23 protein-coding genes, 1 tRNA gene and 1 pseudogene are annotated in these 24,152 nt (G+C 43.8%); 15 read left to right on the top strand and 10 right to left on the bottom strand.

The genetic code is table 11. The features are described 5' to 3' along the window. Positions 1–53 precede the first annotated feature (53 nt). Genes JCM15548_RS01845 through JCM15548_RS01835 form a run of 3 tightly spaced genes read right to left on the bottom strand, consistent with a single transcriptional unit; the run spans position 54 to position 867 of the window. A complete protein-coding gene (locus JCM15548_RS01845; RefSeq protein ID WP_062122184.1) occupies positions 54–446 on the bottom strand; it encodes a TolB family protein in 393 nt (130 codons plus the stop codon). Then, complete coding sequence (locus tag JCM15548_RS21425) at positions 437–631, bottom strand: hypothetical protein (RefSeq protein ID WP_062122183.1); 195 nt, start codon at positions 629–631, stop codon at positions 437–439. Before JCM15548_RS21425 ends, JCM15548_RS01845 begins: the two co-directional genes overlap by 10 nt. After that, the gene (locus JCM15548_RS01835) at positions 628–867 is read right to left on the bottom strand and encodes a hypothetical protein (RefSeq protein WP_157482317.1); all 240 of its coding nucleotides are present in this window, start codon (positions 865–867) and stop codon (positions 628–630) included. Before JCM15548_RS01835 ends, JCM15548_RS21425 begins: the two co-directional genes overlap by 4 nt. Positions 868–1,220: 353 nt before the next feature. Between JCM15548_RS01835 and JCM15548_RS01830 the strand changes: the two genes are divergently transcribed. From JCM15548_RS01830 to JCM15548_RS01800, 10 genes are all read left to right on the top strand, one after another. Further along, a complete protein-coding gene (locus tag JCM15548_RS01830) occupies positions 1,221–1,460 on the top strand; it encodes a beta-sandwich domain-containing protein (protein ID WP_227625338.1) in 240 nt (79 codons plus the stop codon). A 227-nt stretch (positions 1,461–1,687) separates the two neighbouring features. Continuing rightward, positions 1,688–1,879, top strand: coding sequence for a hypothetical protein (locus JCM15548_RS22605; protein WP_227625337.1), 192 nt, complete (start codon positions 1,688–1,690; stop codon positions 1,877–1,879). Continuing rightward, on the top strand, positions 1,876–2,145 hold the full coding sequence (locus JCM15548_RS22600) for a toxin-antitoxin system YwqK family antitoxin (RefSeq protein WP_227625336.1): 270 nt from the start codon (positions 1,876–1,878) through the stop codon (positions 2,143–2,145). The genes JCM15548_RS22605 and JCM15548_RS22600 overlap by 4 nt, the downstream gene beginning before the upstream one ends. Before the next feature lie 328 nt (positions 2,146–2,473). Continuing rightward, a complete protein-coding gene (locus tag JCM15548_RS01820; protein ID WP_062122181.1) occupies positions 2,474–3,394 on the top strand; it encodes a DUF362 domain-containing protein in 921 nt (306 codons plus the stop codon). A 3-nt stretch (positions 3,395–3,397) separates the two neighbouring features. Then, complete coding sequence (locus JCM15548_RS22595; RefSeq protein ID WP_227625335.1) at positions 3,398–3,775, top strand: 4Fe-4S binding protein; 378 nt, start codon at positions 3,398–3,400, stop codon at positions 3,773–3,775. 2 nt (positions 3,776–3,777) lie between these two features. Further along, positions 3,778–4,998, top strand: coding sequence for a 4Fe-4S binding protein (locus JCM15548_RS01815; protein ID WP_227625334.1), 1,221 nt, complete (start codon positions 3,778–3,780; stop codon positions 4,996–4,998). A gap of 171 nt (positions 4,999–5,169) precedes the next feature. Continuing rightward, positions 5,170–5,754: a hypothetical protein gene (locus JCM15548_RS01810; protein WP_062122180.1), complete on the top strand. Its 585-nt coding sequence runs from the start codon at positions 5,170–5,172 to the stop codon at positions 5,752–5,754. A gap of 247 nt (positions 5,755–6,001) precedes the next feature. Then, the gene (locus tag JCM15548_RS01805) at positions 6,002–7,252 is read left to right on the top strand and encodes a beta-helix domain-containing protein (protein WP_062122179.1); all 1,251 of its coding nucleotides are present in this window, start codon (positions 6,002–6,004) and stop codon (positions 7,250–7,252) included. Positions 7,253–7,425: 173 nt separating this feature from the next. Continuing rightward, on the top strand, positions 7,426–8,328 hold the full coding sequence (locus JCM15548_RS22590; protein ID WP_227625333.1) for a carboxypeptidase-like regulatory domain-containing protein: 903 nt from the start codon (positions 7,426–7,428) through the stop codon (positions 8,326–8,328). Continuing rightward, positions 8,241–10,313 carry a TonB-dependent receptor domain-containing protein gene (locus tag JCM15548_RS01800; RefSeq protein ID WP_227625332.1) on the top strand — a complete coding sequence of 691 codons (2,073 nt, stop codon included), beginning with the start codon at positions 8,241–8,243 and terminating at the stop codon, positions 10,311–10,313. The genes JCM15548_RS22590 and JCM15548_RS01800 overlap by 88 nt, the downstream gene beginning before the upstream one ends. 86 nt (positions 10,314–10,399) lie before the next feature. On the opposite strand, the gene JCM15548_RS01795 is transcribed toward JCM15548_RS01800, so the two are convergent. Genes JCM15548_RS01795 through JCM15548_RS22580 form a run of 3 tightly spaced genes read right to left on the bottom strand, consistent with a single transcriptional unit; the run spans position 10,400 to position 12,145 of the window. After that, complete coding sequence (locus JCM15548_RS01795) at positions 10,400–11,104, bottom strand: response regulator transcription factor (protein WP_062122178.1); 705 nt, start codon at positions 11,102–11,104, stop codon at positions 10,400–10,402. A 10-nt stretch (positions 11,105–11,114) separates the two neighbouring features. After that, positions 11,115–11,675, bottom strand: a complete 561-nt coding sequence (locus JCM15548_RS22585; RefSeq protein ID WP_227625331.1) for a sensor histidine kinase — start codon at positions 11,673–11,675, stop codon at positions 11,115–11,117. After that, positions 11,672–12,145, bottom strand: a complete 474-nt coding sequence (locus tag JCM15548_RS22580) for a sensor histidine kinase family protein (protein ID WP_227625330.1) — start codon at positions 12,143–12,145, stop codon at positions 11,672–11,674. Before JCM15548_RS22580 ends, JCM15548_RS22585 begins: the two co-directional genes overlap by 4 nt. 271 nt (positions 12,146–12,416) lie before the next feature. Here JCM15548_RS22580 and JCM15548_RS01785 point away from each other — a divergent pair, with 271 nt between their 5' ends. The 4 genes from JCM15548_RS01785 (at position 12,417) to JCM15548_RS01770 (ending at position 17,585) form a co-directional block, all read left to right on the top strand. After that, positions 12,417–14,702 (top strand): inorganic phosphate transporter, encoded by a 2,286-nt coding sequence (locus JCM15548_RS01785; protein WP_062122177.1) that lies wholly within the window; start codon positions 12,417–12,419, stop codon positions 14,700–14,702. 145 nt (positions 14,703–14,847) lie between these two features. Then, on the top strand, positions 14,848–15,831 hold the full coding sequence (locus JCM15548_RS01780) for a hypothetical protein (protein ID WP_062122176.1): 984 nt from the start codon (positions 14,848–14,850) through the stop codon (positions 15,829–15,831). 38 nt (positions 15,832–15,869) lie between these two features. Continuing rightward, complete coding sequence (locus JCM15548_RS01775; protein ID WP_062122175.1) at positions 15,870–16,928, top strand: hypothetical protein; 1,059 nt, start codon at positions 15,870–15,872, stop codon at positions 16,926–16,928. A gap of 222 nt (positions 16,929–17,150) precedes the next feature. Next, positions 17,151–17,585, top strand: a complete 435-nt coding sequence (locus tag JCM15548_RS01770; protein WP_062122174.1) for an SPOR domain-containing protein — start codon at positions 17,151–17,153, stop codon at positions 17,583–17,585. Positions 17,586–17,587: 2 nt separating this feature from the next. Here JCM15548_RS01770 and JCM15548_RS01765 read toward each other — a convergent pair whose 3' ends face one another. Then, positions 17,588–18,199 (bottom strand): HAD family hydrolase, encoded by a 612-nt coding sequence (locus tag JCM15548_RS01765; RefSeq protein WP_062122173.1) that lies wholly within the window; start codon positions 18,197–18,199, stop codon positions 17,588–17,590. A 76-nt stretch (positions 18,200–18,275) separates the two neighbouring features. On the opposite strand from JCM15548_RS01765, the gene JCM15548_RS01760 reads away from it, so the two are divergent. Next, a tRNA-Ile gene (locus JCM15548_RS01760) sits at positions 18,276–18,350 on the top strand. A gap of 274 nt (positions 18,351–18,624) precedes the next feature. Here the strand turns inward: JCM15548_RS01760 and JCM15548_RS01755 are convergent. From JCM15548_RS01755 to JCM15548_RS01745, 3 genes and pseudogenes are all read right to left on the bottom strand, one after another. Then, positions 18,625–20,496: an AAA family ATPase gene (locus JCM15548_RS01755; RefSeq protein WP_062122172.1), complete on the bottom strand. Its 1,872-nt coding sequence runs from the start codon at positions 20,494–20,496 to the stop codon at positions 18,625–18,627. Between the two features lie 3 nt (positions 20,497–20,499). Next, a pseudogene (locus tag JCM15548_RS26080) lies at positions 20,500–20,604 on the bottom strand (HNH endonuclease); the annotation flags it as partial. 193 nt (positions 20,605–20,797) lie between these two features. After that, positions 20,798–24,151 carry an Eco57I restriction-modification methylase domain-containing protein gene (locus JCM15548_RS01745; protein ID WP_062122170.1) on the bottom strand — a complete coding sequence of 1,118 codons (3,354 nt, stop codon included), beginning with the start codon at positions 24,149–24,151 and terminating at the stop codon, positions 20,798–20,800. Position 24,152 lies beyond the last annotated feature (1 nt).

The raw sequence follows: 24,152 nt of genomic DNA, 5'->3' as shown, positions 1-24,152 counted from the left end.
TTTAAACGAATGATGCGACAATCTCCAGCCTATTATCGAAAAAGAAATAAACGCTAGTCACCATTACTGACAAAGGCCACTTTTTTACTGTCGGGCGACCAGCTGGGCACATTGATGCTTCCCTGTCCACCGTACAGGTAACCAATCACTTTAGGTTCGCCTCCTTCAATGGGCATTAGCCGCAAGTACACCCGCTCGTAAAAGGGGTGCTGGTCGGCCGGCACCTCCTTGGGAAAGGAAACAAAAACCAGCCACTTGTTGTCGGGAGAAACATGCGGAAACCAATCGTTCAGGTCATCGAAAGTCAGTTGCGTCTGGTTGGCACCATCGGGCTCCATCCGCCAGATTTGCATGGTGCCGGTTCTTGTGGAGCAAAAGTAAATAAATTGGCCGTCCGGCGAATATTCGGAACCATCATCCAGACCTTTGGCGCTGGTTAAGCGCACTTCTTCGCCGCCTCTTCCACGCTTCGAAACTGTAGCGAAGTCAGCCCGTCCCCATGAACCGTACAAGCCACCATGGGCGATCCTTCCGACACGGAGCCTCTGAACATGATGCCGGTTTTACGGTGCGCGTCATGTCCCTCCCCCAAAAACTGAAATTGGGATTGAACGATGAAGTCGCCCTTCATTTTTTTGAGAGCAGGGAAAAACTGTCCCTACCATACCAGATATTTTCTCCGGAACCGGAGATCCGGTACTTTTGGTCGGGCTCACGATAACTGGCCTGGCCTTTAATGCCAGGCTCACCCACATCCGTAAATGTGGTAAATGAGCCGGTTTTTGCCCAGGTTTGCTGAGCGTTCAATGTGGGAAAACAGGCAAGCAACAGCAAAGGGATCATACCAAATAATGCTTTTTTTCTCATGGCCATAATGGTTCGAATTTATAGAGATTTGATTACGCTTCCTTAAATATAGGCATAATGGACGAATGTACAATTGGTATAGCAGGTATCAGGCGATACCATTCTCTTTACAATTTATTAAAGCACTCATAACCGGCATTTAATACTCAGTTAACATGACTGCACTACTTTTGCTGTTGAACAAAGAGAGAAAAAGCCTGCAATGGGCTTTACTTAAACTAAAAATATAAAAATATGAAAGCTAAAGCAATTATTCTGGTCGCATTAATGTTAGTAGCATCAGCACCGTAACCATCGCCAACAATCCGGCAGAACCCGCTGCAGCCCCTGCGCTGAACAACACCATTACAGGTGTGGTATTGGATAAAACCACCGGTGAGTCACTGACTGGCGTTGAAGTACGTGTAGAAGGCACCGATTTAAAGACCTATACCGATTTTGATGGTAAGTTTGTTTTTGAAAACGTGAAAGCAGGAGAATATAAAGTCATGGCCAACTACATTTCATACGGCAACAACGAAACAAAACCCATTAAGGTCAACAGTAACGAGCTGCACGCTTTGAATCTTCAAATGGAAACTTTGGACAAATAAGTTAAAAGGCACAATCTATTATTCATTCAAAACAAACAATTTAGCACCACTCTGTCATCAGAGTGGTGTTTTTTTTGAATCGCCCCCAAAAATATTAATAGGAAAAACACAACCTCAGTGCTATATTTACGTTATATTCTACACACAGGAATTCAATGTCGGGAGTTTTTAATCGATGATCTCTGTCAAAGATAATAACGGAGTAGCCACTGCTAAAGATTAAAACCATGAAGACAATTTTGCTATTTTTTGCCTTTTTCGCCTCATTTTCACTCATCCATGCCCAATTGGTAGAGGGTGAAGACGGTAAATTCTATGACCATAAAGGTCAACTCTATTCGGGCACTTACATCGAATACTTCCCCTCAGGAAATATCCATATTGAAATGGCCGTTGCAAGGGTGAAAAAGAAGGGGTGACCACCATCTATTTTGAAAGCGGCCAGAAAAACGAAACCCGTGTCTTCCGGCAAAACAAGATGCACGGCACCTGGATCACCTGGGACGAGGCAGGCCACAAAGTGGCTGAAGCCAATTACCTGGATGGCGTCAAACACGGCACTTGGGGCGTTTGGGATGAGAATGGCATACAGCGCTACGAAATGACCTACGATCAGGGGAAAAAATCAGGCACCTGGATCATCCGCGATGCATCCGGTGAAATAATGGACGAAAAGGAATACTAAAAAAGGATTCTTCCGATATCTCGAGCCGCCCTCTTAATAAGGATATTAAGGGGGCGGCTTTTGCCTATCACCTTGTTTCATAAAAAGGATAATGGGTTAGCGGCCACCCGTTAACAAGCCATTAACACGGCCCGCAAAACCAACTAGACATGCTATAATCAGCTCAAATACTGAAACTTACAGTCAAATCTTATTTAAACCAACTACAAATAAGGATGTGTACTGGTGCAAGCAACTGTTTTATTGTATTTTTAGACAATGTCCACATATATAAGGACATACAAGTCCTGTTTACGGACAAAAGTTTAAAACGACAAAAAGCACGGATATGAAGAGACGAGAATTTGTAACCAAAAGTGTAGGTATAGGATTGGCAGGTGCCTTGGCGCCGGTATTTGGCAGTTTCGACGCATTGGCGTCTAAACCGGCAACAGACGGCATTTACGACATGGCAGCTGTGAGAGGCGGCGAGCCCGCAGCCATGTTCGACAAAGCCATTGAGGCGCTGGGTGGGATGAAACGTTTCGTTAAAGCCGGACAGCGCGTACTTGTGAAGCCCAATATAGGCTGGGATAACGTTCCTGAAAGAGCAGCCAACACCAACCCCGAGTTAGTCGGAAGGATTGTCAAATCGGCCTTTGAAGCAGGTGCATCCGATGTCTTTGTGTTTGACCATACCTGCGACCAGTGGGATCGCTGCTATAAAAACAGCCAAATTGAAGAAGCCGTAAAAGCCAACGGTGGCACCATCGTTCCGGGCAACAACGAACAGAACTATAAGGAAGTGACCATCCCCGGCGGCAAATCACTCAAAACAACCAAAGTGCACGAGCTGTTGCTCAGCACTGACGTATTTATCAACGTCCCGGTACTGAAGCACCATGGTTCTACCACCGTCACCCTTTCTATGAAAAACCTAATGGGGGTTGTTTGGGATCGCCGCTTTTACCATGGCAACGATTTAAGCCAGTGTATTGCTGATTTTCTGCTGTATCGCAAGCCCGACCTAAACATCGTTGATGGTTACCGAATGATGACCCGCAATGGTCCGCGCGGCGTTTCTATGGATGACGTAGTGGATTTAAAGGCCCTCGTGGCCGGGACGGATATTGTGGCAGTGGATGCGGCTGCTACTTTGATGTTTGGCTCAAAGCCTCAGGACATTGCCCATATCAGAATTGCTGAGGAAATGGGATTTGGCACCACCAATCTTGAAAGTTTGTCTATAAACAGAATCAGAATCAGCTAAAGAATGCAACTATTTTCCATCCTGAAAAAGCTCAGGGTAGCCTTAGGAATCATTTTCCTATTGCTTACCCTGGCTCTTTTTATAGATATCTATGAATATTTTGAAGAGTCCACCTTTTCAAAAATTCTCTACCTGCAATTTGTACCCTCCCTATTAAAGTTTGTGCAAACCCTATCCCTGGTTACGGCCGGAGGATTTATTATTGTTTTGTTGCTGACCTTACTCATGGGCCGCTTCTATTGTTCCACCATTTGTCCGCTCGGCATCCTTCAGGACGTCATCAACTACCTGGCCAAAAAGGTTTCGAAAAAGAAGGTCTTCTTCAAATACAAAAAGGGTCATCCCATCTGGCGCTATGCCTTTTTGGGCATCATGCTGTAGCCATGGTGGGGGGCTTCGGCTTTATAGTAGCCTGGCTCGATCCTTACAGCATTGCCGGAAGATCCTTTTCCTACCTGCTGGAACCCATCGTTACAGGTATCAACAACATCCTGGCTACCTGGATGCAAAGCACCGGTAATTATACCTTGCACCATGTGAAATTATATCATGCAGCATGGCTGCCAACATCCATTGTTTTTGGACTTTTTCTGTTCATTGCCCTACTGTCGTGGAATAGAGGACGCTTCTACTGCAACGTGATTTGTCCCGTTGGTACATTTTTAGGCCTGGGCGCCAAAGCCGCCTTGCTCAAAGTAAATTTCAACACGGCCAATTGCACCAAATGCGGCAAATGTGCCGCCGTCTGTAAAAGTGAGTGCATCAGTATTAAGAATCAGGCGGTCGATGTTAGCCGTTGCGTGACTTGCTTCAATTGTCTGGACGTTTGTCCCGATGCCGCCCTCAATTTTGGTTTTATTAAACCCAAAGCCAAAATAAAGCCGACGGAAGTAAAACCCGTGAGCAGTCAGGTGCACAAAACCGACAATGACCGTCGAAAACTACTCATAACCGGAGCGGCACTCATGGCCGGTTCCAGGATTTATGCCTTAAAGAAGAACAAACTCAGTGCGACGCAGCAAAATCTGACTTTAAATGACAGGGACTACTACCCGGCCCCTCCGGGCGCCGGCAGCGTGAGTCGTTTTAACAATATTTGCACCGCTTGTTCCGTGTGCGTTTCCGCCTGTCCCACCCACGTTTTGCAGCCAGCCATTACCCAGTACGGCTTGAGTGGCTTCATGCAGCCCTTTATGGACTATGAAACCAACTATTGCAATTTCGACTGCCACAAATGTGCAGAGGCTTGTCCCACTGGCGCCATTTTGCCCTTGCCCATCGAAGAAAAACAACTCACCCAATTGGGTGTGGCGGTGTTTTTGAAAGAAAACTGCATTGTACATACCGACGGCACAGATTGCGGCGCCTGCTCAGAACACTGCCCCACCAAGGCGGTGGACATGGTACCCTACAAAAACGGCCTGCTGATTCCGGAAGTGGACCAGAGCATCTGCATAGGCTGCGGGGCCTGTGAATATCCTTGTCCGGTGCTCCCTCCATACAGAGCCATATATGTCAACGGCCACGGCCAGCATCAACTGGCCGAAAAACCAAAACAGGAAAAAAACGAAGGGGTCAGTTTCGAGGAAGATTTTCCCTTCTAATCTAAGCCTCCTCAGACAGAAACCACTCAAAAGCGCTCCTGCTTTTGGGTGGTTTCTATTTTAGGGACCACTTTTAATTCCCATTCTTCTATTTTTCTCCTTATCTTGCAATAAAGAATAAAGGCCCGTCGTTAAATAACTATTACATCATTCCAAAAAAACCGATACAGCATGAGAAGAATCCTATTTGCCGTTCTGGTATTGCTTATTGCCAATGGCACCATCAACGCCCAAAAGCCATACATCAGTGACGCCAGTATTGAAGAACAACTTGAATTTGTCGAGAATGAAGCCTCCAGCTGGCAGCAATATGTTATGATATTCGACACCTGGTTTTCGCGTCTGAAAACCAACATCAATGATACCATCGAGGACAAGAACAGTACCATTTCCCGTTTAGAGTCCACCATTGTATCCAAGGATTCCACCATTACGGCACTCAACAATCAGTTGGAAAAAACCAATAGGGAACTACAACAAACCATCAGTGAAAAAGATGCCTTTACTTTTTTGGGCATGAACATGCCCAAATCACTGTTCATCAGCATTGTCATATTTATCTTCTTCGTACTTCTGGCCGTTACAGGCATGGCCGTTTTCATGCTTCAGCGCAGCAACATGTCCTCCAGAAAAGTCAAAAAAGAACTGGAAAAAATGAAGAATGAATTCGAAGATCACCGCCAGCGGTCGCGTCAAAAATATGAAGCACTGGTGGTTCAGCACCACAAAGAAATACAGAAATTAAAAGAGGGCTAAAAAGCAGTCCCCATGTGATTAAAGAGGTTGATAGCTATGCTGTCAACCTCTTTTTTTATGCCCGGATGCGACCCATGTTAATTCAGCGTTAATCCCCATTTTGCTTTGTTAATGGTTATTTAAGACTCCCTTAAAGTTCAGGCAATTCTATAACTCTTCCTTTGCATTGTAAACAAAAACAAAAAGACGCGTTGGAATTTCATCAGGATTATTCAACAAAGCAATTTAAAACAAAAACGATAAAGACATGAAAAAGCATTTGAAATTATTTAGCTTACTATTAGCATTCGGAATGGCCTTTACATTTACGGCTTGTGATGAAGATGACGGCAACGATCCGGAGCCCATTGATCAGGACAATGACAATGTCGTTGTGACCCAGAACATTTCGGAAGACACCAGATGGACGGCCGATAACATTTATCAGTTGGCTGGTCGCATTACTGTATTGGATGGCGCAACGCTGACCATTGACCCGGGTACCGTCATCAAAGGAGAAATGGGAACCGGTGCCAATGCCACCGCCCTTTTAGTGGCCCGCGGCGGAAAATTAATGGCTGAAGGATCAGCCACATTGCCCATTATTTTTACCACCGTTGGAGATGAGATTACCCCTGAAGACATCGCAGCCGGTGATTTTGCCAGTCCCAACTTAGACCCGGATGCCAACGGCCTTTGGGGCGGTATCTTAATTATGGGAAAAGCCCCCATCTCTGCTTCAAATAAGGACACCAAAGCAGATGTTAGTGAAGTTCAGATAGAAGGTATCCCTACATCAGATCCCAACGGACTTTATGGTGGCAGTGAGGAAGAAGACAATTCAGGCGTTATTAAATATGTATCCATTCGTCACGGTGGCGCCAACATTGGAGCTGGTAACGAAATCAACGGACTGACCTTAGGTGGCGTAGGTTCTAAAACCATCATTGAAAATGTTGAAATTATTGCCAATCAGGACGACGGTATTGAGTGGTTTGGCGGAAACGTAAGCATAAAAAATGCCGTGGTATGGAACACAGGTGATGATGCCATTGATGCGGATCAATCCTGGACCGGCACCCTTGACAATTTTGTAGTTATCGCACCTGGCGACCACAACTTTGAACTGGATGGTCCCGAAGGTTCCGCCGATTATGGCGCCTACACCATTAAAAATGGGGTGATTGTAGCCAATTTCACCGACGTGGAAGACCAGGAGCGCTACTCAAGCGACCTCATCAACACCGACGATAATACCAGTGTGACCTTTGATAACCTGTTCTTCACAGCGATTGAAGCCGGTCAAATGGTTAACCGCGTAGAACACACGGTAGGAGCTGTTTCTTTCAGCAACATCGTTTTTGATGTGGATGCTGCCAATTTGGGAAGTCATTTTCCAGAAAGTGTTGTTCCTGAAGGCTTTTCAGCCGGCACTGCACCAGCCGATGCTTCAGCCATTGACCTGAGCGTTTTCAGCTGGACCTGGGCCAACCAGGCAGGTGCTATACCAACTCTTTAATTCAATCCACCTAATAGGAAACTGGCCGTGGCCAAAAAAGGACAGGCTTGCCATGCGCAGGTCTGTTCCTTTCCATTTAATTACCACCATAAAAAGTCATCATTTTCAATCACCCAACGATGTCATTATTCATACATCGCAACCAAAAACACACAGCAACAAATTTTTGCACGATGAGACACATAGGAATTGTAATTCTCTTATTGATATCCACCTTCACCTACGCACAGAAGGGAACGATCAGGGGGACTGTATATGAAGGAAGTACCGGAGAAACTCTGGTGGGCGTGAGTGTGATTCTTGAAGGGACCTACACAGGCGCCTCTACCGATCTGGATGGAAAGTTCTCCATAGATGTGGATCCCGGAACGTATGGGCTTCAGATCTCATTCATCTCCTTTCAACCCATTACCATCAGCGACGTGGTGGTAAAACCAGGTGAAGTCACCTTGCTTAACAACATTGAACTTAACGAAAGCACCATTCAACTTCAGGATGTGGTGGTATCCGCCAGAGCCTTGCGCAATACCGAAGCCGCCCTGCAAACCATCAAAAGAAACTCATCAGCGATGCTGGATGGCATATCCGCAGCCAAAATAGGCTTAATTGGTGATGCCACAGCCGTGGAGGCGGCCAAGCGGGTGACGGGTGTAACCATTGAAGGGGGAAAGTACATCTATGTACGGGGTCTGGGCGATCGCTACTCCAAGACCACCCTCAACAACGTGGATATTCCGGGATTAGACCCGGATCGGAACAGTCTGCAAATGGATATTTTTCCTACCAACCTCATCGAGAACATGATGGTGAGTAAAAACTTTACGGCCGACATGCCAGCCGATTTTACAGGCGGACTGATGAATGTGGAAACCAAAGATTTTCCTGAGGAGAAAATCCTGAACCTTTCGGTCAGTACTTCCTACAATCCCGACATGCACTTCAATCCGGACTACCTGCCTATGATGGCGGGAAACTGGATTTTTTGGGGATGGATGATGGCACCCGAGCCTTACCGACTGCCGCTCGCGGGGATAGAATACCCTTACCCTACAGTGGATACTCAGATGCTGAAGTGACCCGTTTTGTTCAAAGCTTCAACCCACAATTAGGCGCACAACGAAGAAACAGTTTGATAGACTACAGTGCCAGTTTCTCTATAGGTGATCAACTCAATGTGGGCAGCAAGGGTGATTCTAAACTGGGCTATATATTTTCCCTCTCCTATAAAACCGATTACAAATACTATGATGATGTCGCATATGGATCCTATCAAAAATACGAGGATGCAGATGTTTATGAAATGCGCTACGCCACCGTGCAGAATGGCCAGATGGGCGAGCAGAATGTCCTGATCGGTTTATTGGGAGGCCTGGCCTATAAAAACAACTACAACAAAGTGAGAATGACGGTTATGCGCCTCCAGAACGGAGAGAGCAGGGCCGCCCAATTCAACATTAAAAATGACGGCGCTGCTGTAGGTCAATCCGGGTACATCGCTCAATCAGACAACCTTGAGTACAACCAACGATCTTTGACCAACCTGTTAATCAATGGCAAACACACCCTTCAGGATTCGGGTTGGGAAATAGACTGGCGCATCTCCCCCACTTATTCCACTTCAGATGATCCGGATCTTCGTAAAACAGCTTTTACGGAACAACCCGGTGGTCGCCAACTCTTTAGTGCCGGTGCTGGTGGCAATCCATCGAGAATATGGCGCGAATTGACAGAAATCAATGCCACTGCAAGATTGGACATTTCTAAAGATTACCAATTCAACGATCAGAAGGCCCAAATAAAATTCGGGACCAGCCACACCTACAAAATGCGGGATTATGAAATCCTTTTCTTCGACATACAATTTGCCAACACCCAATCCTGGCCCGATGCCGACATCTCGAAAGTCCTGGACCCATCCAACCTTTATCCCAACCGTCCCAACGGCATTTATTACCAATCGGGCAATCCCAATCCCAACCCCAATGAGTATAGCTCAAATGTAAACAGTTCAGCCTTCTATGTCTCCAATGAATTGTATCCTTTCGCCCGACTCAAAACCATTTTGGGGCTTCGTGCCGAAAACTTTGTTCAGCGCCATACCGGTCGCGATCAGGCCTTCGCACGGGGTAGTTCAGACGGAAATAACCTCGACAACAGTGAGGTCTTAAACTCTCTGGATCTGTTTCCGACCGCGAATTTGATATTTGAAATGACAGACAATCAAAATCTGAGAGCTGCCTTCGCGAGAACCATTGCGCGCCCCTCTTTTAAAGAATTGTCGTATGCACAGATTCTGGATCCGATCAGCAACATCATTTTCAATGGGGGGCTGTACCCCTATCTTCCCGACTGGGATGGCCAGCTGACCGAAACTTACATCAACAATTATGACCTGCGCTGGGAGCTGTTCATGGAACAGGGCCAGAACGTATCGGCCAGTGTTTTTTATAAGCAGTTCAACGACCCCATTGAAATAGTCCGGATACCCCAGGCACTGACCAGTACCGAAATCCAACCCAGAAATGTGGGAGATGCCCAGCTCTATGGATTGGAATTTGAATTCAATCAAAACCTGAAAATGCTCTCTCCCCTGTTACAAAACCTGAACCTGAACGGAAACATCACGCTGGTTAAGTCGGAGGTAGAAATGACTGAAACAGAGTTCAATTCCCGTAAAAACCAGGAAAGAACCGGTGAAAACATACAAAACACCAGGGCCATGGCCGGACAATCCCCCTACGTGATCAATGGCGGACTGGTTTATGGCGATCCGGAAACCGGATTGGACGCGGGTTTATTTTATAATGTAAAGGGACCTACACTTTTAATTGTGGGAACGGGCATACTCCCGGACGTTTATCAGGCACCTTTACACAGCCTAAACCTGAGTATCAACAAGAAATTTGGAGAGGAAAAAAGAACATCGGTGGATTTCAAAGTATCCAACATCCTGGGCCAGGAGGAATTGAGCTATTTCGAATCCTACAAAGCCGCCAACCAGACGGAAGAAAGAAGAAGCCCGGGCAGATCCTTCAGTATTGGATTGAGCCATAAGTTCTAATTCTGCCACCAGAAAGCACCACCCATAAAAAAAGCCGGTTAAAAACCGGCTTTTTTATTCGTAACAGATGGGTTGGCCTTCCTTTTTTACTCCAGATATTTATACCCAACCCCCTTAATGGTACGTATGTGGTCCTGTCCAATCTTCTCCCGCAACTTGCGAATGTGCACATCGATGGTACGATCCCCGACAATAATGCTATCGCCCCACACCGAATTGTAAATCTCATCGCGGGTAAACACCTTATCGGGTTTGGAGGCCAGCAACAATAAGAGCTCAAACTCCTTTTTGGGCAAGGACAGCTCTTTACCGGCTGAAGTCACCACATAGCGCTCTTTATCAATCTCCAGATCGCCAATAATAACGGTCGTCGTTTTAGAACCAGTGCTATCTTCAGGCTCGCCCGAATGGTAGCGCTTGAGAAGTGCTCTGGCACGCGACACCAGGACTTTCGGCTTAATGGGCTTACCGATGTAATCATCGGCACCTGCATCAAAGCCGGCTATTTGAGAGTAATCCTCCCCACGGGCGGTTAAAAAGGCAATCAGCGAATTTTTTAACGATGGCTGCTTCTTGATTTCTTCACAGGTCTCGATGCCATCCATTCCGGGCATCATCACATCCAGTATGATTAAATGGGGAAGCATCTCCAAAGCCACTTGAATGGCCTCACGTCCGTTTTGGGCCGTTTGTACCACAAAACCTTCCTTCTTAAGGTTGTAACCTAAAAACTCGAGGATGTCTGGTTCATCATCAACCAGTAAAATCCGATAATTCTCTGAATCACTCATATTGGAATTATTATTTGGCTTTTTCTAAGGTAAAAGTAAATGAAGTGCCTTTACCGGGTGAACTATTAACATTAATGGTTTGTCCGTGCGCTTCAATAATGTGCTTGACAATGGCCAGACCCAGTCCGGTTCCGCCCTGCTCGCGTGAGCGACTCTTGTCCACGCGGTAAAAACGTTCGAAAATACGGGGCAACTCCGACTGCGATATCCCTACGCCGGTATCCCGGACCTGAACCAGGATCACCTTGTCCATATCGTAAAAACTGACCGTCACATGCCCTCCTTCAAAGCCATAGTGGATGGCATTGACCACGAGATTGCTGAGCACTTGAAAAATGCGCTGCTTATCGGCATTCACCAGGGTGTTTTTATCCATCGACTTTCCATAGCGCAGCACCACCTTGCGGTTTTTGGCCCTGACCTCCTGCAAATCAAAAACATCTTCCACCAGATTGTAGAGATTAAATTTCTCCATTTGCATTTCCAGCTCGCCCGATTCCAACTTGGCAATGGCCTCCAGGTCGCTGATAATGGAGATCATACGATCAATGCTCTTTTCGGTACGTTTCAAATAAAGCATGTTGATGTTGGGATCATCAATGCCCCCCTCCAAAAGGGTGAGTATGTAGCCTGAATATTAAAAATGGGGGTTTTCAACTCGTGCGAAACATTGCCCAGGTACTCTTTCCGGTATTGCTCCAATTGGCGCAATTGCTGAATCTCCTGAACCTTTCCCTTCATCCATTCAGCCACATCCCGGTTCACCTCCGAAAAAACATCCTCGTTAAAAGAAGATGTGTCCTTCAGCGAAGCTTTAAAATTATGGATGGTTTTATAAATGGGTTTTATCTTGGCGTATATAAAAGAATTGAGGAAATAATTGACCAGATAAAATATCAATATGGTGAAAACAGGCGTTGCAATGATTAGCGCCAGCCAACCGTTGGTAAAGAGACTGTTGACCAACAGAAACAGCATCGCCAATACCAAAAAACTCAAAGTAATATATCCGGCTATGCGTTGAGGTGCTACGGGCTTCATTTATTCAACAATTATGGTTTACCCGATGCCAAATCGGGTGGAATTTGCATTCTGATTCACGACAAATTTAACCGAATTTGTAACTTTATAGCTGACATGCGCCACTTTTACCTATGTTAAGTTAATGTAAACTTTTGTTTTATCCTGTAAATGAACCAATTTAAACGTAAATTTGAAAAAAGCTAAGCATAATTCCTAACATAAAATTAATGTTCGCAGATTTTATTCTGAAGGTGCGAAACACTACTTTTGGCTACTCAAAATAAACAGAATGGACATTTTCATCTGGTTCACCGTCATCTTACTTGTTCTGTTGGCTGTTTTTCACCTGGTAACCGGTGTTTCTAATGACGCGGTAAACTTTTTGAATGCAGCCATCGGCTCACGCGTAGCGTCCAGCAAGGTGATTCTGGCCCTGGCCGGTAGCGGATTGGTTATTGGCACCTTTTTTTCAGGCGGCATGATGGAAGTCGTCCGCAATGGCGTGATCAACCCCTCAGGCTTTCTCTTGCACGAATTATTGATCATTGTTGTAGCCGTTACGGTGGCCAACATTTTGCTGCTCGACGCTTTTAATACGGCGGGCTTTCCTACCTCCACCACCATATCCGTTATTTTTAGCCTCATCGGCGCTGCGCTGGCCATTGTGCTCATCAAGCAAAATACGCCAGACGGCCTGGAGGGCTATTCGGCGTTTATCAATACGGACCGGGTTTTTATGATTTTCGCGGGCATACTTGCTTCCATCCTTTTCGCATTTATAACGGGCGCTATGGCTCAATTTTTCACCCGCCTCCTTTTCACCTTTCGACATCAGGGGAAATACAACCTTCTTTTTTCAATCATAGGCGCCCTGGCCATAACCACCATTTTTTACCTGCTTATAAAAAAGGGCATCGGTGGCATGTTCTGGGAAGAGAATTTTCAGTGGCTGCAAAATCTGGGAACCCAAAAAGTGCTGATGGGCGTCTTTTGGGGTTCCGCCTTAAGCTTATGGGGTTTGGCGACGCTTTTTCACATCGACATTCCCCGGCTGGTGGTGTTTTTTGGCACCTTTGCCCTCGCCCTGTCATTCGCTTCCAATGATTTGGTCAACTTCATTGGTCTGCCCCTGACAGGCATTGAAAGCATCAAAGAATACCTCAACACCCCCAACGCTTCCTTCAGCCACTTTCCCCTGCAATTTTTAAATACCGATTGGGAACGCTCCCTTCACTTTCGTGATTCCGTGTATGTGGGCTTCTTCCTAATGGCCGGCATTGTCATGGTGGTAACGCTTTTCCTGTCAAAAAAGCTCCATTCCGTAACAGAAACAGAAGTCTACCTCGGCCGCCAGTCGGCCGGCCAGGAAAGATTTGAACCTTCACCCCTGTCAAAAGTACTGGTCCGCAGCTTTCTCAATGTCTACCAAAAAGCAGAGCAACTGCTGCCCGCCCGGGTGCATGCCTTTATCTCCGATCGGTTTAAAGCCCCCCTTCCCCTGCATCGTCAGCCGGCCACCGATGAAGTCATCTATTTCGACACCGTCCGGGCTTCCGTCAACCTGGTGATTGCCAGCCTGCTCATTTCCATCGGCACCTATTTAAGATTTCCGCTATCCACTACTTTTGTGGTGTTTATGGTGGCCATGGGGACCTCTTTTGCCGACCAGGCCTGGGGCCGTGAAAGTGCTGTTTACCGGCTCTCCGGGGTGCTTTCGATTTTGGGGGGATGGTTTATAACCGCCTCAGGCGGTTTTATAGGGGCCTTCCTGTTTTCCCTGGCCCTGCATTGGGGTGGTTGGCCCGTGGCTCTGGTCCTGTTTCTCATCGTCCTGGTGACCTTATGGCAGACCAACAAGTATCACCATCGAAAAAGGGAAAAAGAAAAAGAACTGAATAAAACCTTTCACCACGAAAAAACAGAGGGTATTGAATGGCTGCGGGAAACAGGGCGGGAAAGAATCAGAAAGTTTCTGCTGGAAAGCTCCAAGATCTATTTCATGATCATTGACGGACTCATGGATGAGGACCTGCGACAGATGCGGGAAGCCATAGAAAAAACCGAATACTTGAAGCAGGGCATCAAAAACTACAAGATAGAACTGTTCAGAACCTATAGTAAATTGCCCGAAGAAGTCCAGGATTCAGGTCACCTTTTTGTCCAGGCCCTCGATTATTTAACGGAGATGTCGAATACCATCGGTATTATGGCACCGCCCATTTTCAAACATCTCGAAAACCAACACAAAGGACTTTCCTCCGCCCAAAAAGAGGACCTTTCTGGTATTCTGGAAGAAACCACCGCCTTCCTCAACTTTTTAATTCATTTTGAAAAAGAGAAGCGCTTTGACGCCCTTCATGAATTAAAGAACAAACAAAACGTGGTGCTCAAGCTCCTGGAGGAATACCGTCTGGAACAAATCAGACGCATCCGTTCGGGACAGGGACGCACCAGGGTCAATGTGATTTATATGGAAGTGATGGGTGAAACAAAAAACATACTCATTTATTCACTCAACCTGTTTCAAGCCCTCCGCGAGTTTTACTATCAAACGCCGAAAAAGCCCATTCGCTAGGGGCACACAGCCATTTCAAACAACTTTCCTGATTAACTTTCTACAAAGAATTTAAAACCTTTGCTACGCCTTTGTCGTATTGAACGGTAATATTAATAAGTATGCATTTAACGCACCCACACGACCTTAAAGAATTTTAAATCAGATGAAGAACATTTACAAGTCTTTTTCCCTGGCACTGACAGTTTTGGGAATACTGATATTTACCACCACCGCTTGCAGTGACGACGATAAAAATGCCACACCCAATGAGTCGTTGCAAGGACTATGGCGCCTGACTGAGCTTAAATACGTTCCCATGGAGGCGCCTGCTGCTGAGGACGAGGAGGCAACGTCTTCTGAGGCGGAAGCCGATGAAGAAGAAGTGGAGACGGAAGATCCCTCCACCCTCTACCCGGATGTCGACGGCGTGCAGCCCTATCTGAGGTTTGGCACTTCTACCTACACGTATTTTGAGGTCACAACGGCCGACACAACCACACGGGAAACAGGCAATTACACGCTGGCCAACAATGAAATCACCACCGAATCCACTGAGCCATCCACCAGCATCCTCGGATACGAAATCACAGGCAAACAGCTCATCATGATTGAGACCCACAGCGAAGCAGAGATTTTCTATTACGCGGAAAAAGTGGTGGGCGATCCTTTCCTGGAGGAGGCACCCTCAGAAAATGAAGAACCTGAAAATCCGGATGAAGAAGAGGTGACCGGTTGCGCCATTTACCACGATACGGAAAATGCCCCCTATGGCTCGTCTTTGAACCCCATTTTAATTGAAACCGGCGTAGAAATAACGGACTCGCTATATGCCATTGATGGCAAAAACGGTCACGAAGCCAAATTCTATCTGCAGGTTGAGCCCTATACGGCTTTCCGCATACATCTTAAGGACCTCCTTACAGATTATGCCGATGTCCATAATTTATTTAAATACACCTCCATTCATGTCACCGATGCCTTTTCAACCGACCAGGTCCTCTACACCACTAAAATAGAGGATGGCCAAAAACAACTGCAGTTTGATCTGTTCACCACCACCAGCTGTTTGTACATCGAATTTTTCAGTTACCAGGAAGGGGTTAAATTCCTGTTTGAAGTGGAGGATTTATCCGGAACCCAGGAATAAGGCTTTGAACGCCTAATTGATAACCATAAAAAGAACCAATGAATCAAGTAAAACATATTCTAGCGATCCTTGCCTTTTCAATCGGCACTTCCTTAGCACTCACCTCCTGTGGTGGCGATGACGAGGGACCGGACACCATTGTGCTCAATGGCCTGTGGGAAATTACGGAAATTGAAGTGGTACCTGTAGAAGAGGAGACCACTGAAGAAACCACGGAGGAGGAAACCACCGGGGATGACACCACCGAAGGAGACACCACCGAAGGAGACACTTCTGACGGTGATACTTCTGAAGGAGAAGGAGAGGCCGGAGCAGGTAGTCCCCCGGCTAAAGCCGAAGGAGACAATGGCGATGAGACAACGGACGGAGATAATACGGAGCCGGTAGCAGATTTGGGCTACATGCGTTTCGGCATGATTACCTATGAATATTTCATGGTAGAGGAGGAAAAAGTGACCACCGTCCATTCAGGCACCTACCAGTTAGCCGGCAAAACCTTGTCATTCACAGAGGATGAAGCGAGCTCCGAAATCCATGTCGCCCTCATTGAGCTTAAGGGCCAACAACTGACCATGAACATGACCATTGACGGGGAAGCCCAAATTTGGTACGCTCAAAAAATGGCCGAAGATCCCTTCCTCGACGAAGATGGAGAGCAGGGCAAACTCGTGGATTTTGAAAATGAAGTGCACAGCGCCGACTCGATACCGGGTTCCTTGCTGAACCCGGATCTGATGATTCTCAATGATACCCTTTTCGGCACATTAGACACACTGATCTCTAAAGAAACCTACAAGGCAGAACAATTCCTCTACCTGAAAGTGGATACCGCCAAAACCTACCAGTTAACCGTGCAGATCATTGATCCACAATACGATCTGCCCGCTGCCATTATGGAGTACGTTCAGGTGTGGCTCTCTTACCAGCCCTTTGCCAAGAACTACCAGGCGGAAGAGAATCGCATCGAACCCGAAGAAAACGAGGCCCTGTTTGGTGATATTAAAAGTCCCACCGGCTACCTTTACATCCGACTCTTCAGCTATCAAAACGAAATAGCATATAAGCTCATACTTGAAGAGCAAGCACAAGAGGAATAAACAGACATCACATTGGCAATAAGCAAATTGCGAAAGAGAGGCCGCTTCAACCAAGCGGCCTCTCTGCATTTGATGGAGAGACGTCTGAAAAGAAGTCCCGGAAAACAGTCCTGATTTTTTGCGATAAAAAAGCCCGTAAAGTGTTATAAACACTTGACTTTATCGCGAAAAAAGTCCTATATTGCCCCTGTTTATTCAAAACAGACATCAAAAAAATTGCCCATGAGACGTATAACTCTATTTACAATTCTGGCGTTAATAGTTTTAGCAGGTTGTAAAAACGAACCCAAAAAAGCGGCCCCGGCCAAAAAACCAGCCACAGCTGTAGTAGAGGAACAAAAACCGGATACCACAGTGGTTGAAGAAGAACCCGTTGTTGAAGAAGAACCCGTTGTTGAAGCACAACCCATGGTTCCCGATAAATACTTCCTAATTTCCGGAAGCTTTTTGGAATATAGCAATGCGGAGAAAATGCAACGCAACCTGGCCAACCAGGGCATGAATTCACAAATCATTGAGCGGGAACAAGGTCCCAACAGCGATTTCTACAAGGTGTCTTACATGGGCTTCAACGATTGGAAAGAAGCCTTAAGCGCCCTGGAGAACGAGCGCAGCACCCCCGGCAAAGAAGGCGTTTGGCTCCTGGTCAGAAAATAGGATTACAAAAACGTTTTTAAAATATTTGAAACTTCCATGCCTTGCGTTATATGTAAGGTCTGGAAGTTTAATTTTTTAGCCGTAGAAATGTTATCCGCCAGGTCGTCCACAAAAAGCGTTTCTTCGGCCCTTAGCCCGCTGTCGGCCAGCACAGCCTTAAATGCATCACTGTCCGGTTTCCGACAACCAATGCGGTGCGAATAATAAGCCTTTTCAAACAAGTCGCTCAGCCGATCATACCCCGGCGCCATCTTCTCAAAATAATCCTCATGTAATTCATTGGTATTGCTGAGTATAAAAATACGGTGGCTTTGTCGCAACTGCTCCAGCATCCTCAGCCTTTCCTCGGGTATTCTGACCAACATCGCATTCCAGGCCGCCACAATATCACCTCGGCTCTCGCCATTTTTGGCCAACTGAAGCAACTCGCTCAGAAAGGTTTCCGTATCAATGGCCCCCGTCTCATATTGCCGCAGCACCTTACTTTTCAGATAGCCATTTTCCAATTCCACAGCCGACTCACCAAAAAACCGGTTAAAAGCATGAAAAGTCCGCGACATATCTAAATCAACAATAACGCCCCCTAAATCAAAAATGATGTTCAATATTCTCATGTAAGATGTTTGATAATTACAATTTCTTTGTATTTTTGTCACCGCCTAACAAAGATAGCACTTTGTTTCGTATTCAGGGCCCATAGCTCAGTTGGTTAGTAGCACCTGACTCATAATCAGGGGGTCGCTGGTTCAAGCCCAGCTGGGCCCACCCCTTAAACAAAGGGCTGCAGAAATGCAGCCCTTTGTTATTTTCATCCACTGTAACACAATTGTAACACAAATATTGTTTTAGCAGGGGGTGTCGGTGACCAGTTCGTAATGCTCTCAGTTCACGAGGTTCTTTGAACCTCCTCCATTGAGGGATTAGTATCACAAGAGTATGCAGATATCCTTTGGGTTGCAATAAACAATCTGATCCATTGTTTATTACGCCTTTGTTCTTACTAACTTCTTGCCCTTGTGGCTGTCTAGTATAGGCTTCATTATTTTGAATTCTCTAATAAATCATTAAGGAATACTCCTCCTGCTAATGTCAAAGAAGATTTTAAGTCTAAAATGTTTATTTCAGGGACTCCCCTATCTTTAAATGTCTTATTTAATTCTTTTACTACAATTTCTAAAGAGTATGGGTTTGATTTGATTTTATCTAATAGTTCAATTTTTGAAACTGCTCTTGCAGGAATACCGGTTGGACCGGCAAATTCAACACCTGCTCTAGTCCAAGTTTTAAAGAAGAAACATATTGCAGTTTCAGTTTTTACGTCCTTGTGCTCTACCATATAAATGTCCTTTGCTATTTCAACTTGTGCTTTGTAGTTAATAGCAGGTAATGAAAGGTTAAAATGAGTTCCCTTTTCAATAATTACGGTCCTTTTAGGTAAAACAATTCTTTCTAAATCATCAATTGTCTTAAAGGCAAGTTCTAAGTCGTTTCGATAAATTGGACTTTCTATTTCACTGTGTGACATTGGATTGAACAAAATGCTCTTATAGTTCTGTAAATTGCCTATCAAGTCACTTGGAGGCTCAAGTCCTAAGTCTATATAATATAATTTTAAACGATCGATTAAAGTTTCTAAATTGATTGGCTTAACTAATCCTTTAAACCCTTCTCCAACTGTATAAGTTTCTAAAAGTTTGCTTTTCAATAATCGTTCAGATTCTTTCCTTAAATATTGACCTGCTGCTGGAAAATCAAATGCTTCAAAATAGCATCTCGCTTTTTCTAAATATGTTTTCTCATTATGAATGATTTGAGGACCATCTTCACTTTTATAAAACTCGATAAACTTCCAACTCGGTAAATTAAGTTTAGCCACTTCATACCAATGTCTATCATAAGTGGTGAGGAATATTTGAAAATCTTTAAAAACCTTGTCTTCATCCGAGACACCTGTTTCTTTGAGAAGGTTGAGTAACTTTAGTCGGTTTTCATTATCCAATCCAATAAGAATATCATCCAAAAAAAGCGGTTTCAAGTCAGGCGAAAATATACTTTGTCGTTTAATTGCTCCAAGAAAAATACTAATAGCAATTGCAGATAACTTGGCTTCATTCAATGAAAAATGTGGTGACCTGCTATCTATTGAGTCATTACCTTTAATAATGTCCAAGAACAACTTACCACCATTCAAATTGCCTCTATCATCAACTCTTATTGTCTGTCGCTTAAAATCTATACTTAACTCTGGATATATTTTTTTAAGGAAGTAATTTATTTCTGGTGCCAAATAATCCGGATTAGTTTCACCTTCTTCAGGTTTCTCAAATAGTTTTTTGAATGCCACATTGAACAACTTCGCATTCTGGGTAACTGATGCACTTTTTTGCCTCGCAGTATAAAAGTCCTTTCCTTTGCCTATAGTTTTTTTGCTTTCTGAAACAGTATTGAGATACAATTCCCCTAATTCATATTGACCAGTAATTAATTCAGACTTATAATGCTTAAGGACCCCTGTTACTACAAGGTTAAAAACATCAAGTTTTTCAGTAACTTTTACGTTATGCACGCCCAACAAATGTTTGTAGGTCAAAAAGCTTTTTAGTCTATTGGCGTCTATAATTTGGGTGATATTGGTATTTTTCGTTGTCTCGTTAAGTATATTTTTTGCTCCTCCATCAAATTCAACTTCTATTGAACAATCAGTTCCACTGTCTGTCAAATTGAAATTTCTCAGTTCAGACATTTTTACTATTTCAACGCTTGACTGAAAAAAGTCTTTTAACGCATAGTAAAATGAACTCTTTCCACTGCCGTTTTCTCCATAAATAAAAATATTAGAACCTCCAATTGGAATTTTCTCTTTCTTGGTAAAAGCTTTGTATTTATTTACTGTAACGTTTTGAATCTTCATTTTCTATATTGTTTTTGCTCCCTTCGATTGGTTGTGATAAACACAAAGAAGATCACCATTTTCTATATTTGTTTTGCCACCTTTAGAATGAGGGAGTACATGATCTGCGTGATTGGTATATAGTACCTTCGGAAAAGACTATCCATTAAAGATTGTTTTTTGCCCTTAGACCATATGACTTTTCTTTGGTAAGATGGTCGTGTTACACAATCTGCTTTGTACTCGTGTAAATATTTGATAATTAACATCTTTGGTACTAGCACATACTCTGGTTTTGGGTTAAATGACATACTTTTTAATTTTATTTCAACGCTTCTTTAATTATCCTTATTTCCTCAACACTGTCCAAGGTTTCAATAGCAAAACGTACGGGGTGGTTGGGGTCGTACAAACGCTCAAACTCACTTTGGATGATGGCGAGCTTTTCTTCATCGCTCATCTCATCATTGAGGGGCTTCAAATTTCCCAAATGCTTTAGGATTTCTTTGCCTGCTGATTTGATTTCTTCGGGGAAGAACAATTCATAGACGATCGAGTTGACTACTTCCAGAAAGAAATTCAAGGAAATTAAGTCAAAGTCAAGGATGCTTATAAAATTGAGGTATTTATATATGCTATCAAGACTTAAAGGGAAATTATGAGGGATTGGTAAATTATCAACTTCATAACCGTTTACATTACTGTTTGTACTATAGCATTTGAAAAACCAGTTTGGAACTTCTGAATTTAAATAGCAAGCAACTGAGTAAATGTTTTGTTTGTTATTGTCAAATAGAATATAATTAGCACTATTTCCACAAAACACACCTTCATTAAGGACAGCTACTTTTAGTCGATATTTTTCATCTACACCCGTAATCCCCTGAAGAACTAGTCTTGAGTGCTTGTAATGAAAAGCTTTTGATTTGGCTGATTTTCCTATTATATAATCTGGAGATAAAAATTCATTTTTTCCCTGACTCATCTTTTCTTTTATAAACCATTTTTGAACAGAGGCACCTTTAATCATGCGATAAAAACCAACATTATTATCCTCACTTAAATAAGGCTTACAAGTAGTTAGGTTAATTTCTCCTTCATAACAATGGCCAATATTTTTAATCTTTTTAAACTTTTGGAATCTTTTTAAGATCAAATACTCATCTTTTGAAATAGATGGGATTGAATAATACTCAGCATCAAGTTTTAAAATGTCAGAGGCTTTGATATTAATTGCAGTTGAAGTTTCCATCCATCTCTCTTTCCAGATTCTTAAAACAAAGGTGTTATCAGGAACTTGCCTGTTGAAGGTTTGTAAAATACAGACACTCATTTTGGCAGACTCAAAGACCCTTCTTCTAATATCGTCTCTTTCTGGAAAAGAATCAATTGAAACAATATCAAGATGATCGAAGTAATACTTTCGAAGCAGCTTTGATGAAGTGTCAGCAAGGAAAGAGTTTTGAAAAATTAAGGATTGAAATCCTTCTCGACTTAACAATGTAGGAGTTAAGCATAAGAAAAGCTCAAATGCATTTAATTTCCTTCCTTTTGCATTGTTAAACAATGGGATTGACTTTAAAACTTCAAGTTCATCATTTTTATTCCCTTGATAAACATCATAAGGCGGATTCCCAATCACCACATCAAAGCCACCCTTTTCCCGCCATACTTCAGAGAAAAAAAGCTTGAAGTCAAAGTCTATATTGTACCCCGCAAACTGTTCGGCAGAATCGAGCAGTTCGCGTATTTTGGAGTTTATCTGTTGGCGTAAGGCTTTCTTTTCTTTTTCGTCGGTAATGTCGTAAAACTTTTCTTTTAAGGTTTCCAACTCTTCCTCAACCTTATAGCTTTTCATTGCGGTATCGGGCAAACCAACTAGGGAGTTGCCACACACAATTTTATAATCTAGATTGGGCAGGGTTTCAATGGGATCCAGGTCGTCTTCGTCCACCACCAGAGAGAGCCACAAACGCAGGCGAGCAATATCAATGGCAGATGCATCTATATCGACACCATAAATGCTTTCTTGTATAATATGGCGCTTCAGGCGGTAAATGTAGCGGCTATCGTTAACGCTTTCCCGGTGTTCAAAGCCAAAGCCTTTAAGTTTTTTAGTAAGATAGTCGTAACTCAAATGCGGTTTCAGCACCAACATAGCATTCACCAATTCGTGCAACAAACCCACCGGAAAAGCTCCCGAACCTATAGCAGGATCGCATATACGGATGTCGCTAAGTTTTTGGTCTATTAAGTCGGCATGTTGGCGGATGATTTCGGGCAGTTGGTACTTGTAGGTTTTAGATTCACCTTTGGCAGCAACTCTTTCGTCGTTTTCCAGAGCAAAATGCCCTTCATGGATAAAAGTTTCAAAAGCTGTTTTATCAACCTTCCCTTCCAAAGTATTGAACAAATAATGAATCAAGCTTTCCTGACACATATAATGCACAATTTCCCTTGGGGTATAAAAAGCACCATTGAATTTACGCTCGGAAATATCGAGCATATTTTCAAACACCTTACCCAACATTTCTGGATCAACAGCCACTTCCTTATCAAGTGGTTCATCTTCCTTGATGGTAAAGTTGTAACGGTCGAACACGTCTAATGCTCCTGTGCCTATATCGCCTGACCTGTTTTTTTCTTCGTTGCGAAAGAGTGCTTCTGGTATGGCAATGTTAGCACTTCTCCAATTGTAATTGGCTTCAAACAAACCACCATTCAGGAAGGGAATACGGCAATCAAAGCGCTCGTAGTAGGAGTTTACATTGTCCCGTTCTTTGGCTAGAGCTTCATAAAACAAGTATTGCAATTTGTCTTTAAAGAAATTAACCTTCTCTTTCTGAGCTTGTTCAAACAAATCCTGAATGAAGCGTTTTTTTCCAGTTCCCCAGCGATCGTTTTGAGCAATACCCAACCAACCTTTTTTCTGTAAGAAGTACAAGAATACTATTTGGCCCAATAATTTTTTAGTAAATCGGGCATTATCAATGCCTGCTTTATCGAGTTCTGCTTTTACCCGGCTGTCCTTTTCAAAATGCTCAAATAGTTTAATATACAGGTCTTTGTATTGTTGGAAAAATTCATCGGTAACCTTTTCAATACTAAACGCTGCTTCCAGCTCTTCAAATGTAGGATTATTGGAAATATTTTTAAGTAAAGGCAGCAACTGATTTTTGGCGGTATGTGCTTTTTCGTATTTGCCGACTAAAAATGAATACCGTTTGGCAGGAGTAAATTCTTTCTTGGTTTTCACTTTGCCCTTTCTTTCGTCAATTTCCGAGCGGTATTCTAATTTGATAAATGAAAAACGCCAATCTGCTCCTTCGTCTTCTTTACTGTAAAAGGCCACCAAAGCGAAATCTTTCCCAAATTTGCTCAGATGCTTGATGACAAAATTTCGCAGGGCTGTTCTTGCCCGTTCCAGTTTGGCGACGCTTTTCACTTCTACAATCAGCACGTCCAGTGCTTCGCCTTCGGGATCTATGTATTTCCCTATGCGTTTGTAAGTATTGATATGCTCTTTGTAGTCGTCCCAAACTAAGTTTCCTTTGTAAAAATTGCTTTTTGGTTCTAAGTCATTCAATAAGTTCTTCACAAAAATCATGAACCGTTCTTCATTAAACGAATCATTGAACGTATTTTCTATCAGTATTTGAGCTGTTTTCTTGTCCATA

Source organism: Geofilum rubicundum JCM 15548 (assembly GCF_000974365.1).
GTDB classification, from domain to species: Bacteria; Bacteroidota; Bacteroidia; order Bacteroidales; family Marinilabiliaceae; genus Geofilum; species Geofilum rubicundum.
Note: the sequence above shows the minus strand (reverse complement) of the source record. Positions and strands in the feature narration are given on the sequence as shown.